Source organism: Pseudorhodoferax sp. Leaf274 (assembly GCF_001422445.1).
Classification (GTDB): Bacteria; Pseudomonadota; Gammaproteobacteria; order Burkholderiales; family Burkholderiaceae_C; genus Pseudorhodoferax.
On sequence record NZ_LMNA01000030.1, the window covers coordinates 450,992 to 464,474 of the forward strand.

Annotated in this window: 14 protein-coding genes; 10 read left to right on the plus strand and 4 right to left on the minus strand. The window is 72.1% G+C overall.

Annotated features, from left to right (window positions below; genetic code table 11):
- The first annotated feature begins 164 nt into the window (after positions 1–164).
- From ASF44_RS28785 to ASF44_RS32255, 5 genes are all read left to right on the plus strand, one after another.
- Complete coding sequence (locus ASF44_RS28785; protein ID WP_082525157.1) at positions 165–1,100, plus strand: alpha/beta fold hydrolase; 936 nt, start codon at positions 165–167, stop codon at positions 1,098–1,100.
- A gap of 119 nt (positions 1,101–1,219) precedes the next feature.
- Positions 1,220–2,188, plus strand: coding sequence for a LysR family transcriptional regulator (locus tag ASF44_RS28790; protein ID WP_056902687.1), 969 nt, complete (start codon positions 1,220–1,222; stop codon positions 2,186–2,188).
- 106 nt (positions 2,189–2,294) lie between these two features.
- Positions 2,295–2,867: a carboxymuconolactone decarboxylase family protein gene (locus tag ASF44_RS28795; RefSeq protein WP_056902688.1), complete on the plus strand. Its 573-nt coding sequence runs from the start codon at positions 2,295–2,297 to the stop codon at positions 2,865–2,867.
- Complete coding sequence (locus tag ASF44_RS28800) at positions 2,864–3,673, plus strand: amidohydrolase family protein (RefSeq protein WP_056902689.1); 810 nt, start codon at positions 2,864–2,866, stop codon at positions 3,671–3,673. The genes ASF44_RS28795 and ASF44_RS28800 overlap by 4 nt, the downstream gene beginning before the upstream one ends.
- 92 nt (positions 3,674–3,765) lie before the next feature.
- Positions 3,766–3,933 (plus strand): hypothetical protein, encoded by a 168-nt coding sequence (locus ASF44_RS32255; RefSeq protein WP_156374754.1) that lies wholly within the window; start codon positions 3,766–3,768, stop codon positions 3,931–3,933.
- A gap of 122 nt (positions 3,934–4,055) precedes the next feature.
- Here the strand turns inward: ASF44_RS32255 and ASF44_RS28805 are convergent, their stop codons facing one another.
- A complete protein-coding gene (locus ASF44_RS28805) occupies positions 4,056–4,673 on the minus strand; it encodes a glutathione S-transferase family protein (RefSeq protein WP_082525119.1) in 618 nt (205 codons plus the stop codon).
- Entirely contained in the window at positions 4,673–5,902 is a 1,230-nt protein-coding gene (locus ASF44_RS28810; RefSeq protein WP_056902691.1) for a CaiB/BaiF CoA-transferase family protein, read from the minus strand. The genes ASF44_RS28805 and ASF44_RS28810 overlap by 1 nt, the downstream gene beginning before the upstream one ends.
- 207 nt (positions 5,903–6,109) lie before the next feature.
- Between ASF44_RS28810 and ASF44_RS28815 the strand changes: the two genes are divergently transcribed.
- The 3 genes from ASF44_RS28815 (at position 6,110) to ASF44_RS28825 (ending at position 8,187) form a co-directional block, all read left to right on the plus strand.
- A complete protein-coding gene (locus ASF44_RS28815) occupies positions 6,110–7,078 on the plus strand; it encodes a tripartite tricarboxylate transporter substrate binding protein (RefSeq protein ID WP_082525120.1) in 969 nt (322 codons plus the stop codon).
- A 69-nt stretch (positions 7,079–7,147) separates the two neighbouring features.
- On the plus strand, positions 7,148–7,693 hold the full coding sequence (locus ASF44_RS31385; RefSeq protein ID WP_235579384.1) for an antitoxin Xre-like helix-turn-helix domain-containing protein: 546 nt from the start codon (positions 7,148–7,150) through the stop codon (positions 7,691–7,693).
- 8 nt (positions 7,694–7,701) lie between these two features.
- Complete coding sequence (locus tag ASF44_RS28825) at positions 7,702–8,187, plus strand: RES family NAD+ phosphorylase (protein ID WP_156374755.1); 486 nt, start codon at positions 7,702–7,704, stop codon at positions 8,185–8,187.
- Between the two features lie 30 nt (positions 8,188–8,217).
- Here ASF44_RS28825 and ASF44_RS28830 read toward each other — a convergent pair whose 3' ends face one another.
- Positions 8,218–9,435, minus strand: a complete 1,218-nt coding sequence (locus tag ASF44_RS28830) for an acyl-CoA dehydrogenase family protein (protein WP_056902694.1) — start codon at positions 9,433–9,435, stop codon at positions 8,218–8,220.
- A 215-nt stretch (positions 9,436–9,650) separates the two neighbouring features.
- The gene (locus tag ASF44_RS28835; RefSeq protein WP_056902695.1) at positions 9,651–10,427 is read right to left on the minus strand and encodes an enoyl-CoA hydratase/isomerase family protein; all 777 of its coding nucleotides are present in this window, start codon (positions 10,425–10,427) and stop codon (positions 9,651–9,653) included.
- 221 nt (positions 10,428–10,648) lie between these two features.
- Between ASF44_RS28835 and ASF44_RS28840 the strand changes: the two genes are divergently transcribed.
- Entirely contained in the window at positions 10,649–12,109 is a 1,461-nt protein-coding gene (locus ASF44_RS28840) for a HAMP domain-containing sensor histidine kinase (protein ID WP_056902696.1), read from the plus strand.
- Positions 12,094–13,458 carry a sigma-54 dependent transcriptional regulator gene (locus tag ASF44_RS28845; RefSeq protein WP_056902697.1) on the plus strand — a complete coding sequence of 455 codons (1,365 nt, stop codon included), beginning with the start codon at positions 12,094–12,096 and terminating at the stop codon, positions 13,456–13,458. The genes ASF44_RS28840 and ASF44_RS28845 overlap by 16 nt, the downstream gene beginning before the upstream one ends.
- Positions 13,459–13,483 lie beyond the last annotated feature (25 nt).

The window sequence follows — 13,483 nt, forward strand, 5'->3', positions numbered from 1 at the left end:
ATCCGGCGCATAGCTGTGTTGCGCGGCGCGGCCTTTCGCCGGGCGGGCGCCATGGCCAAACTGGGCGGACCCGCGCCAGCCAGGCGGCCGCCTTCGGTTGCGGTCGCGGCTGCTCAATTGCGTTGAACACGCCTTCGAACCCCGCCGTCGATCCCGGAGACACCATGCACGCCGTCCCCTGCCCATCCGGCCGCGCCTGCCCCGCCAGCGCGCGCTGCAGCCCCGCACGCCTTTCCCCCTCGGTGCCCGACCGGGCCCGCCGCCGGCTGGCGGCGGGCCTGCTGGCCGTGGCCTGCCTGCTGCCGATGGTGGCTGCGGCCCAGGGTCCGCAACGCAAGACCGTCAAGACCGCCGATGCCACCATCGCCTACCACGCCGAAGGCAGCGGACCGCTGTTCATGGTCATCGCGTCCACCGGGCGCGGCACCGAGGAGTTCGGTGCGCTCGCGGCCCGGCTGGTGGCACGCGGCTACCGTGTGCTGCGCCCCGAGCCGCGCGGCATCGGCGGCAGCGTGGGCCCGATGGAGGCCGTCAGCTTCCACGATTTCGCGCGGGACTTCGCCGCCGTCATCGAGCAGGAGGGCGGCACGCCCACGGTGGTGGCGGGCCATGCCTACGGCAACTGGATCGCACGCGTGATCGCCACCGACTTTCCTGCCCTGACGCGCGGCGTGGTGCTGCTGGCCGCCGGCGCCAGGACCTGGCCCCAGGCGCTGAGCGACGCCATCACCACGATCAACGACCCTGCGTCCACCGAGGCGCAGCGGCTCGCCGGCCTGCGGCTGGGCTTCTTCGCCGAGGGCAACGACCCGCGGCCCTGGCTGGACGGCTGGTACCAGGACGTCACGCGCAGCCAGCGCGCCGCGCGCCAGCGCACCCGGCAAGCCGACTGGTGGGCCGCGGGCAGGGCGCCGATGCTCGACCTGCAGGCCGCCGCCGACCCGTTCCGCCCAGCCTCTTCGCGCAACGAACTGAAGGACGAGTTCCCCGACCGCGTCACGGTGCGCGTCGTCGAAGGCGCGAGCCATGCCCTGCCGGCGGAACAGCCCGGGGCCACCGCCGACGCCATGGCCGACTGGGCCGACCGCCTGCCACGCTGAAGGCCCGGCCGCGCCGCGCCTTGGCGGCCCCTTCCGCGGGCCGGGGTAACCCCGGCCGGCGTTCGCGCAGCGCACCCGCACAATGCCGCGTTTCAGTTGCACGGAACAGGTGTTTGTCGATGCAGTCCCACAAGGCCACGCAGATCCAGCTCGATCTGACCTCCGACCTGCAGAAGTGGCGCGCCTTCCTGGCGATCGCCGAACTGGGCAGCCTGACCCGGGCGGCCCTGTTCCTGGACAGCAACCAGTCGCTGCTGAGCCGCCACCTGAACGCGCTCGAGCGCGAATGCAAGGCGCGGCTGTTCAACCGCACGGGCCGCGGCGTGGCCCTGTCCGATGTCGGCGAGCGCATCTTCCCGCTGGTCAAGGCCTTGCTGTCGGATGCCGAGCAGCTGGAGGCGGAGATCCGCGGCGAGGCGCGCGAGCCCGCCGGCCGCGTCACCATCGGTTCGCTGCCCTCCATCACCAATCCCATGGTCGGGCGCCTGTTCAAGCAGCTGCGCGAGCGCCATCCGGCCGTGCAGCTCAAGGTGCTGGAAGGCTCCAGCGGGCAGGTCGAGGAATGGCTGGCCGACGCCCGCGTGGACATCGCCATCCTGTACCGCTACGGCAGCGCCCCGCCCGAGCACGAGCAGGCCCTGGCCACCGTCGACAGCTACCTGATCGGCGCGCCCGGCGACCGGCTGACGGCCGCGGCCGAGCTGCCGTTCTCCGCCCTGCACGGGCTGCCCTTCATCCTGCCCGGCGTGCCGAACGGCCTGCGCACCGCGCTCGACGCCATGGCCCGCGCCGAACGCATCGTGCTGGCGCCCGTCATCGAGGCCGACTCGCTGCCGCTGATGCGCTCCACCGTCGCCGAGGCCCGGCTCTACACCGTGCTGCCGCTGCACGCCGTGTGGTCCGAGGTGCAGGAGGGCAGGCTGCAGGCGGCGCGCATCGCCTCACCGGGCCTGCAGCGCACCGTGTCGATGGCGCTGGCGCGGACCAAGGGCCCCGGCCGGGCCGTGGCCGCGGTGGCTGCCGAGATCGTCGCCATCGTCGAGGACAACGCGCGCCGCGGCATGTGGCGCTCTGCCGCGGCCGGCTGACGGCGTTGCCCGCCGGCGCATAGCAGCCTTGCCGCGCCAGCACACGCGGCCCCGGCCGCAGCGCCTAAGCTGCCCACCACCGATTGCCGCCAGGAGACGATCCCGCATGCCCCGCATCACGCTGTTCCCCACCGACACCATGGACGCCGCCCAGAGCGCCGTGCACGACCGCATCGTGTCCGGCCCGCGCGGCCGCATCCAGGGCCCGCTGCGCGCCGCGCTGCACAACCCCGAGCTGGCCGACAGGTGGCAGGCCTTCGGCGCGCTGCTGCGCTACGGCACGCTGCTCTCGCCGCGCCAGTCCGAGATCGCCATCCTCGTCACCGGCCGCGCCTGCCAGTCGCCGTTCGAGTGGTATGCCCACCGCAGCGAGGCCGAGAAGGCCGGCATCGCGCCGGCCGTCATCGAGGCCTTGCTCGCGCAGGCCGAGCCGCCCGGACTGTCGGAAGACGACGCTGCCGTGCACGCCTACGCCGTCGAGCTGAACCGGCACCGCTCGGTCTCCGACGCCACCTACGCGCGCGCGCTGGCCTGCTTCGGCGAGCGTGGCGTGGTCGAGCTCACCGCCTTGATCGGCTACTACACGCTGGTGGCCATGACGTTGAACTGCCACGAGATTCCGCTGCCCGAGGGCGTGGCGCCGGCCTTCCCGCTGCCGCAGCACGGAGCCATCGCGTGACCCCCGCCGGCTGGGACTGCCACGCCCACCTGTTCGGCCCCTACGCCCGCTACCCGCTGGCCGCCGAGCGCAGCTACACGCCGCCCGAGGCCGTCGAAGCGCAGTACGACGCCTTGCTGCAACGCCTGGGCCTGGCCCATGGCGTGCTGGTGCATGCCAGCGCCTATGGCAAGGACCATGGCCTGCTGCTCGACGCACTGGCCGCCCGGCCGGCCTGGCGCGGCGTGGTGGTGGTGCAGCCGGGCGATGCCTTGCCGCTGGCCGGCCTGCATGCGCGCGGCGTGCGCGGCGCGCGCTTCAGCCACCGCAGCGGCCCCGGCAACAACTTCGCCGGCAGCGCCTCGTTCGACGACCTGCTGGCGCTGGCCCCTGCGCTGGCCGACGCCGGCCTGCACGCCGAGCTGTGGACCGACACGCGCGCGCTGCCGGCCATCGCAGGGCAGATCGCCGCGCTTCCCGTGCCCGTCGTCATCGACCACATGGGCGGATTCGACGTGGCTGCGGGGGTGGACGATCCAGGCTTCGGCGCGTTGCTCGGGCTGCTGGCGACCGGCAATACCTGGGTCAAGCTGTGCGCCTACCGCAACCTGTTCCATGCGCCCGATGCCACGGCGGGGCGCGCCTTCCAGCAGAAGCTGGTCCAGGCCAATCCCGAGCGCCTGGTCTGGGGCAGCGACTGGCCGCACCTGCGCGTGGCGCCGGCGCCGGACGCGGCGCAGTTGCTGGCGATGTTCAGGGACTGGGCGGGCGATGGGGCGGTGGTGCAGCGGGTGCTGCAGGCGAATCCTGGGTGTTTGTACGGTTGAGGCGAGGAGCACGCCTACGACGCCGCAGCGAATATCCGCAAGCACAAAGCGTCTTTCGAGGCGGCCAAGAGCGTGTCCTCGATGGGTTCGCCGTGCAGTTCTTCGACGGGATGCACGCGCTGCAGGAAGACCGATCCATCATGCTTGGCATGCGCTCGAACGCGAAGCTGAAGAGGCCCGTCACCATGATGCTGTCCGAGCACGTCGTGGATGACTTCAAGGGCATGGCCGACGAGGCAGGGTTCCCCACCAGAGCCTGATCAATCTCTGTCTGCGCGATTGCCTGGCGCAGAACCGCGCATCCAGATCAGGTGGCCGAGCGCGGCTGGCAGGCGCGCCTGGAGGCCGAGCTGGCATCTGGCCGTGTTGGGCATCGAGAGCCTCAACCTTCGACGGCCACCGTGGCCTGGAACGACGGCCGGGCGCCGAGCTGCGCGAACCACGGCGCCAGCCGCGGCGCCTGCTGGCGCCAGCCGAAGCCGTCGAAGCGGTAGTCCAGGTAGCCCAGCGCGCAGCCGACCGTCAGCGTGCCGATGGAGAACGGGGCCGCCTGCAGCGCGCCGGCCTCGGCGTCCAGCTGCGCCAGGCAAGCGCGGGCCTTCAGCTCGAACGCATCGGTCAGCGCCTGCAGCGGTTGCGCGCGCTCGCGCTCGTTGCGCCACAGGATGGCCAGGTCCAGCAGGCCATCGCCGAACGCATGCCAGCGCAGCGCCTGCCAGCGTGCCGCGCCTTCCCGCGGGAACAGCGGCCCGTCGGCCAGCGCGTCCAGGTACTCGCAGATCACGGCCGAGTCGAACAGCCGCGTGCCGTCGGCACAGACCAGCGTGGGGATCTTGGACAGCGGGTTGTCCTGCATCAGCGCCGCATTGGGCTTGAGCATGGCCGCCACCGAGCGCACCAGCTCCAGCTGAGGCACCAGGCCCAGCTCGTGCGCGCAGACCATCACCTTGCGCACATAGGGCGACTTGGGCGACCAGTGCAGTTGCATCCGTCCGGCCATCAGATCGCTCCCGCCGTGCGCAGGCCGGCGATGCGTTCGGCGCTGTAGCCCAGTTCGGCCAGGATGGCCTCGCTGTGCTGGCCCAGCAGCGGCGGCGCGGCCTGCGTCTGCAGGGGCGCCTGCGCAAAGCGCATCGGGCTGGCCACCTGGGGAACGTCCACGCCGCAGGGGTGGGGCACGTGGCGCAGCATGCCGCGGGCCTGCACCTGCGGTTCCTCGAACACCTCGGCCACGTTGTTGATGGCACCGCAGGGCACGCCGGCCTTGTCGAGCGCGGCGATCAGCTGCTCGCGCGTCCACCCGGCGAACTGCGCGCGCAGCAGGGCCGAGAGTTCGCCGATGTTGCGCACGCGCTGGGCGTTGGTGGCAAAGCGCTCGTCCTTGCTCCAGGCGGCGCGGCCCAGCACCTCGCACAGCTTGGCGAACTGGCCGTCGTTGCCCACCACCAGGATCACGTCGCCGTCGCAGCAGGCGTACACGTCCTGCGGCTGGATGTTGGGGTGGGCGTTGCCGTTGCGCCGGGGCAGCTTGCCGGACACCAGGTAGTTCATGGCCTGGTTGGCCAGCGTGGCCACCTGCACGTCGAGCATGGCGATGTCGATGCTGTCGCCCACGCCGGTCTGGTCGCGGCGCGCCAGCGCGGCCAGCACGGCAACGGCGGTGTACATGCCGGTCATGAGGTCGACGATGGGGATGCCCACCTTCTGCGGGCCGCCGCCGGGCCGGTCGTCGCGCTCGCCGGTCACGCTCATGAGGCCGCCCATGGCCTGGATCAGGAAGTCGTAGGCCGGCTGGTCGCGCCGCGGGCCGGTCTGGCCGAAACCGGTGACCGAGCAGTAGATGAGGCGCGGGTTGATCCTGCGCAGCGAGGCTTCGTCCAGGCCGTAGCGCGCCAGCGTGCCGGCCTTGTAGTTCTCCAGCACGATGTCGGCCTGCAGCGCCAGGTCCTTCACGATCTGCTGGCCCTCGGGCGTGTCCAGGCTGACGGTGATCGAGCGCTTGCCGCGGTTCACGGCCAGGTAGTAGCCGGCCTCCCTGGTGTCGCGGCCTTCGGCATCCTTCAGGAACGGGGGGCCCCAGGTGCGCGTGTCGTCGCCAGCGCCGGGGCGCTCGACCTTGATGACCTGCGCGCCCAGGTCGGCCAGGATCTGGCTGGCCCAGGGGGCGGCGAGGATGCGGCTGAGGTCGAGCACCTTGACGTGCGAGAGCGGGCCTTGGGCGGTGGTCATGGCAATGGTCTCCTTGGGGATGGACCGATTCTGGAAGCTGCCCCCGCCCGGGGCTACCCGCCAGCCGGCAAGGCTGTGATGCGCCGTGGCGCATAGCTGGCCCCTGGTGCGGCGGGGCCTGCATAGCAGGTATGCGCGCGGCCCCGGTGGCAGGCGGCGGGCCGCTTCCTACAGTGCCAGCACGTTCAATCCCGTGGAGACATCGACATGCACCGACTCTTGAAATCCGCCGCCGCCCTCGCGCTGGGCATGGCGGCGTTCTCGGCCCTGGCCCAGGCCTGGCCCGCCAAGCCCATCCGCCTGGTCGTGCCGTTCCCGGCCGGCGGCCCGGTCGACCAGACGGCGCGCGCGCTGGGCGCCAAGGTCGGCACCGCGCTGGGCCAGAACGTGCTGATCGACAACAAGGGCGGCGCCGGCGGCCTGCTGGGCGCCGACGCGGTGGCCAAGGCGCCGGCCGACGGCTACACGCTGCTGTTCTCGTCCGCCGGCGCGCTGGCCATCGTGCCGCACATCGTGGCCAGCATGCCCTACGACCCGCAGAAGGATCTGATGGCCGTGACCCAGGCGCTCAAGGTGCCGGCGGTGCTGGTGGTCTCCAGTGCGTCGCCCTACAAGACCTTCGCCGAGCTGAAGGCCGCCGCCACCGGCCCCGCCAGCAAGATCAACTACGCCTCGGCCGGCAGCGGCACCACGCCGCACCTGCAGGCCGAGCTGCTGCGGCGCGAGGCCGGGCTGACCATCAACCACATCCCCTACCGCGGCGCGGCCCCGGCCATCACCGACATCCTGGGCGGCCAGGTCGACATGATGATGGTCGACATCCCGGTGGCGCTGCCCTTCATCCAGTCCGGCAAGCTGCGCGCGCTGGCCGTCACGAACAACAGGCGCATCCCGGTCCTGAAGGACGTGCCCACCGTGGCCGAGCTGGGCCTGCCCAAGGCCGAGGCCTACAACTGGTACGGCATGCTGGCGCCTGCGCGCACTCCCGCCGACATCGTGGCCCGGCTCTACACCAGCGTGGGCGCGGCGCTGCACTCGCCGGAGCTGCAAAAGCAGTTCGACCAGCAGGGCGTGGAGGTGGTGGGCAGCAAGCCCGAGGAGTTCGGGCCGTTCATCGCGGCCGAGTCGGCGCGCTGGGGGGCGCTGGCCAAGGCGGTGGGGGCCAAGCTGGATTGAGCTTGCGTACCGGCGCCAGTGGTTGTTGATCATTTGCACTAAGATGTTCGCTCAAACGAGAGGAAAGCAATGACCGCAAAGATGCAGCCCCGCGCCACCCGCAAGCACAGCGTTCCCCGCGCCAAGCCGTCTGGCAAGACACGTCTGCCGCCACACGCTGCTGCAGTGCCACGCCAGGATACGGACATCTATTCGTTCATCGACGTGTTCCGCGCGGAGCCATTGGCACGCGTGCGCATGATCAAGGCCGGCCTGCCCGCCGACTACCTCGACCAGCTCGCGCGCCGCATGAAGATGCCCAAGGAGCGTTTGCTGCCGACGCTGGGCATCGCGCCCGCTACGGTCAGCCGCAAGGTGCGGCAGGCATTGCCGCTGTCCAGCGACGACAGCGAACGCGCCCTGGGCATGGCCCGTCTGGTCGGTCAGGTGCAGGCGATGGTGGAAGAGTCTGGCGATCCGGAAGGGTTCGACGCCGCGCAGTGGCTCGCCCAATGGATGGAAGAGCCACTGCCTTCGCTGGGCGGTGCGCGTCCCTCGGAGCTGATGGACACTTCCGAAGGGCAGGCAATGGTGTCGAATGCGCTGGCCCGCATGCAAAGCGGGGCCTACGCTTGACACCAGCCATGACGCTTTGGCGCATCGCCGTCGATGCGCCCGAGTACCTGGCTGACGACTTGAGCGGCAAGGGCGCCGAGATCACCGGAGGCCGTTGGAATCGCAAGGGCCGGCCGGTCCTCTACACGTCCACCAGCATCGCGCTCGCCTGCCTGGAGACAGTCGTGCACCTGCAGCAGCGCGGGCTGCCGCTCAACCGCTACCTGGTCCGGATCGACATTCCGACCCAGGCGTGGAGCGCACGTGACACCTTCGGCGTCGACGCCCTCCCGGTCGGTTGGGACGCACTGCCGGAGGGAAAGGTCTCGCTCGACCTGGGGGACGACTGGCTCCTCGGCGCCGGCTCGCCACTGCTCGTGGTGCCGTCGGTGGTCGTGCCCGAGGAATACAACGTGTTGATCAACCCTGCGCATGCGCTTGCGCAAGGGATCACGGCGCGCAAGGTGCGTAGGTGGCTCTACGACCCGCGGCTGCGGGGGCACAAGCCGGTTTGAACCGGTGGGCACCGGCGCATCCCCACCATCTCAACGCCGCTTGGCCAGCTCCAGCTTGGCGATCGCATTGCGGTGCACCTCGTCCGGCCCGTCCACGATGCGCACCGTGCGCTGGTGGGCATAGGCCTCGGCGAGCCAGAAGTCCTGGCTCACGCCGGCCGCGCCGTGCGCCTGGATCGCCCAGTCCACCACCTTGCACGACATGTTGGGCGCCACCACCTTGATCATCGCGATCTCGGCACGCGCCTCCTTGTTGCCCACGGTGTCCATCTTCCAGGCGGCGTTCAGCGTCAGCAGCCGGGCCTGGTCGATCAGGCAGCGCGATTCGGCGATGCGCTCGTGCCAGACCGACTGCGCGGCCAGCGGCTTGCCGAAAGCGATGCGGGCCTGCAGCCGGTCGACCATCATCTCCAGCGCGCGCTCGGCCGCGCCGATGGAGCGCATGCAGTGGTGGATGCGCCCGGGGCCGAGGCGGCCCTGCGCGATCTCGAAGCCGCGGCCTTCGCCCAGCAGCATGTTGGCCACCGGCACGCGCACGTTCTCCAGCAGCACCTCCATGTGGCCATGGGGGGCGTCGTCGTAGCCGAACACCGAGAGGTGGCGCACCACGGTCACGCCCGGCGTGTCGCGCGGCACCAGCACCATCGATTGCTGGGCGTGGCGCGGTGCGTCGGGGTCGGTCTTGCCCATCACGATGTAGATCTTGCAGTCCGGGCTGCCCGCGCCGGACGAGAACCACTTGCGGCCATTGATCACGTAGTCGCCGCCATCGCGCACGATGGAGCACTGGATGTTGGTCGCATCCGACGAGGCCACGGCCGGCTCGGTCATCAGGAAGCCCGAGCGGATCTTGCCGGCCAGCAGCGGCTCGAGCCATTCGTCCTTCTGCGCCTCGGTGCCGTAGCGCTCGATGGTCTCCATGTTGCCGGTGTCCGGCGCCGAGCAGTTGAAGACCTGGCCCGACCAGGAGACGCGGCCCATCAGCTCGCACAGCGGTGCGTAGTCCAGGTTGGAGATGCCGGGCACGCCGCGGTGCTCGTGCGGCAGGAACATGTTCCACAGCCCGGCCTCGCGCGCGAGGGGCTTGAGCTCCTCGATCAGCGGCGAGACCTGCCAGGGATTGCCGGCGCGGCGGAAGGCGGCCATCTCTTCATGGTGGCGCGCTTCGTTGGGGTAGATGTGGCGGTCGAAGAAGGCCCGCATGCGCTGCAGCAGGTCGGCCGTCTTGGCGGATGGTTCGGCGAACATCGTTGTCTCCTTGCGTGGACCGCACCGGGGGCGCGGCGTGCCACGGTAGCACGCCGTGCCAGGCCGCACGGGTCACGCAATGGACAGTTCGCCGGCGGTCAATCCAGCCGGATCGGCTTGTCGGGGTAGCCGGCCGCGCTGGCCAGGCCGGCCAGGCACAGCGCCGCTTCGCCCAGAATTAGTTGCGGCGCGCGTGGCAGTGGGTGGGGCGCATCTCAGCGGCCGGTGAAGACGGGCGCGCGCTTCTCGGCAAAGGCGCGCTGCGCCTCCTTGGCGTCGTCGGTCTTGCCGATCTGCGCCGTCATGTCCTGCTCGTAGCGGTAGCCGTCGCGCAGGCTCATGTCCTCGATCACGTTCAGCGTGTGCTTGCCCATGCGCGTGGAGACGGGGCTCTTGGACGCGATGCCCTGGGCGATCTCCATGGCCGTGGCCATCAGCTCCTCGGGTGCGACGCAGGCCTCGACGATGCCCAGCCGGTACAGCTCGGCGCCCGGCACGCGCATGCCGGTGAGGGCCATGCGGCGCAGGCGCGAGTGGCTGAACAAGCGCATGGCGTGGCGGCAGCCGCCCAGCAGGCCGACGTCGACCTCCGGCAGGCCCAGCGAGGCCTTGTCGGACGCCACCAGGATGTCGCTGGAGGCCGCCATGGCCACGCCCGAACCCAGCGCCGCGCCGTTGATGGCGCACACCACGGGCTTGGCGCATTCGCGGATGGCGTGGAAGCATTCGCGCGTGCGGCGCGAATGCGCGGGCAGGTCGCCCGGGCCCTGGATGACGGAAGCCCGGCCCTTCAGATCCGCCCCGGCGCAGAACACCTTGCCGGCGCCGGTCAGCACCACGGCGCGCACCTCGTCCATCTCGGAGATGCGGTCCAGCGCCAGCGTCAGCTCGTCGTTCAGCGTGCGCGTCAGCGCGTTGACGGGCGGGCTGTTCATGGTGAGCGTGGCCACGTGGCCGTCCAGCGCATAGATCAGTTGGGTCAGGTCGTCCATGGGTCTCCAATGTGCGGCGGGCCGCGTGTCTCCGGGAAGATGCCAGTCTAGGCAGGCTGCCGCGGCGCCGCTACGCCGGCTGCCGCAGGGCTGCTATGCGGATCGGCGCATCTCTGCGCCGGCCCGGGCCGGCCGGGCGGCGCGCGATGCCTCCTGACGTGGAACGCCGCGCGTGCGATCATCCGGCCCCCGCGGCGCATGGCCGCCGCCCGTGACCTCCCATGCGCTCACTCCGTGTCCAGCTCACTCTGTTCGGCCTCTTGCTGGTGGCCCTGTGCGCCACGCTCGCCGTGGTCATGGTGGTGCTCTACCGCAGCAGCGCCGGCGCGCAGGTGGACGCCGGCCGCGCGGTGGCCGAACAGTCCTGCCGCGCCATCGCCGCGCGCTACGCGCAATCCGTCCCCGGCCCCTCGGCCGCTGCCGCGGCACCGCAGCTCGACCTGCTGCAGGTGCTGCTGCAGCTGGTGCTGCGCGAGGCCCCGCACGTCGAAGGCGGGGTCTGGCAGGAGCAGGGCGGGTTGCTGGCTTATGCCTACCCCACCTACGAGGGCAGCGGCGTCAAGCGCGACGTGCCCGCGGCAGAGCAGCCGCTGATCGTCGAACTCGTGCAGCGGGCCGCCCGCACCCAGCAGCCGCAGACCGACGTGGTGCGCGGCAGCCGCGAGGCGCTGATCGTCGCCGCCTGCCCGCTGGTGGCGCCGGCCAGGGACCTGGCGGCCTGGACCATGACGCGCACGCACGCCGGCGCGCTGGCGGCGCTCGGCAGCCTCTACACGGGCCTGGCGGTGCTGCTGGCCGTGGTGCTGGTCTCCGCGCTGTGGCTGGGCCTCATCCTGCGCCGCGGCCTGCGCCACGTGGGGCGGCTGGAGGCCCAGCTGGTGCAGGCCGGCGACGACAGCGTGCCGACGCTGGCCCGCACCGGCGTGCAGGAGCTCGACCGCATCGTCGACAGCTTCAACCACTACCGGTCCCGGTTCGAGCAGGCGCGCGCGCAGCTGCAGCTGGCCGCGCAACAGCGCAGCCGCGACCAGCGGCTGGCCGCGCTGGGGCGCATGACGGGCGGCATCGCCCACGAGATCCGCAACCCCATCGCGGCCATGCGGCTCAAGGCCGAGAACGCGCTGGCCGGCGCCCCCGCGCGCCATGGCGAGGCGCTTGCTGCCATCGTCGGCCAGATCGACCGGCTCGACGGCCTGGTGCAGAGCCTGCTGGCGCTGGTGCAACCCGTGCAGCTCGCGGCGCACTGCGTCGACCTGCCGGCCTGGCTGGCCGAACGGCTGGCCGGCGTGGAGCGCCAGGCGGCCCAGCGGGGCGTGCGGCTCGCGCTGCGGCATGCCGGGCCGGCGCAGGCGCGCCTCGACCCGGTGCACCTCGCGCGTGCGGTCGACAACCTGCTGGACAACGCCGTGCGCCACGCGCCCGCGGGCGGCGAGGTGCTGCTGTCGGCCGCGCGCACGCCGGCCGGCGCGCTGCTGATCGCGGTGGACGACGACGGCCCCGGCGTGCCCGACGCGCTGCAACCCCAGCTGTTCGAGCCCTTCGCCACCGGCCGCGCCGACGGCACCGGCCTGGGCCTGGCGCTGGCGCGCGAGGTGGCGCTGGCCCACGGCGGCGAACTGCGCCATGTGGCGCGCGCGCCGGGTGCGCGCTTCGAACTGGAGATGCCATGGCACGCCTGCTGATCGTCGACGACGACGACGCCTTCCGCGAGACGCTGGCCGAGACGCTGCAGGGCCTGGGCCACGAGCCGGTGCAGGCTTCCAGCGGCGCCGACGCGCTGGCGCTGGCCGCGCACACGCGCTTCGCCGCCGTGTTCCTGGACCACCGCATGCCGGGCATGGACGGCCTGGAGGTGCTGGCCGCGCTGCGCGCCCGGCTGGCCAGCCTGCCGCCCGTGATCGTGCTGACGGCCTACGCCAGCAGCGGCAACACCATCGAGGCCATGCGCCTGGGCGCGTTCGACCACCTGGCCAAGCCGATCAAGCGCCAGGACGTGGCCGACGTGCTGGCGCGGGCGCTGCACAGCGCAGCGCCGCGCGAGGCCGCGCAGGCCGCCGGCGCCGCGCCGGACGACGACGATGCGCTGGTCGGCCCCAGCGAGGCCATGCGCGAGGTGCACAAGCGCATCGGCATGGCGGCCGCCAGTGCGGCGCCGGTGCTGGTGCTGGGCGAGACCGGCAGCGGCAAGGAGATGGTGGCGCGCGCGCTGCACCGCCATTCGGCGCGCGTGCACGGGCCTTTCGTTGCCATCAACTGCGCGGCCATCCCCAAGGAACTGCTGGAGAGCGAGCTCTTCGGCCATGTGCGCGGCGCGTTCACCGGCGCCACCGCCGACCGGCCGGGCTGCTTCCGCGCGGCGGACGGCGGCGTGCTGCTGCTCGACGAGATCGGCGACATGGCGCCGGGCGTGCAGGCCAAGATCCTGCGCGTGCTGCAGGAGGGAGAGGTCACGCCGCTGGGCGGGCACCGCACGCAGAAGGTGGACGTGCGCGTAGTGGCCGCCACCCACCGCGACCTGGCGCAGGCCGTGCGCGAGGGCAGCTTCCGCGAAGACCTGTTCTACCGGCTGGACGTGCTGACCGTGCGGCTGCCGGCGCTGCGCGAGCGGCTGGCCGACATCATCCCGCTGGCCGAGCACTTCCTGCGCCGTGCCGCCGCGCGCCAGCAGGACGGCGCGCCCAAGGCCTTGTCGGCCGGCGCGGCGCAGGCGCTGCTGCGCCACCGCTGGCCCGGCAACGTGCGCGAGCTGCGCAACCTCATGGAGCGCTGCCAGGCGCTGGTGCGCCACCGCGTGGTCGACGCGGCCGACCTGGCGCTGGACGGCGCCGCGCCCGCCGCCGAACCCGGCGATGCCGCGCTGCCCGCCGACTGGCTGCAGGCCAGCCTGCCCGAGGCGGTGGAGCGGCTCGAACGCCAGTTGATCGCCCACGCCCTGACGCGCAGCCAGGGCAACCGCGCCGAGGCCGCGCGCGCCCTGGGCATCCACCGGCAACTGCTGTACCGCAAGATGGCGCAGTACGGGCTCGATTGAACCGTCCGCAAAGGAGACGCCGGGC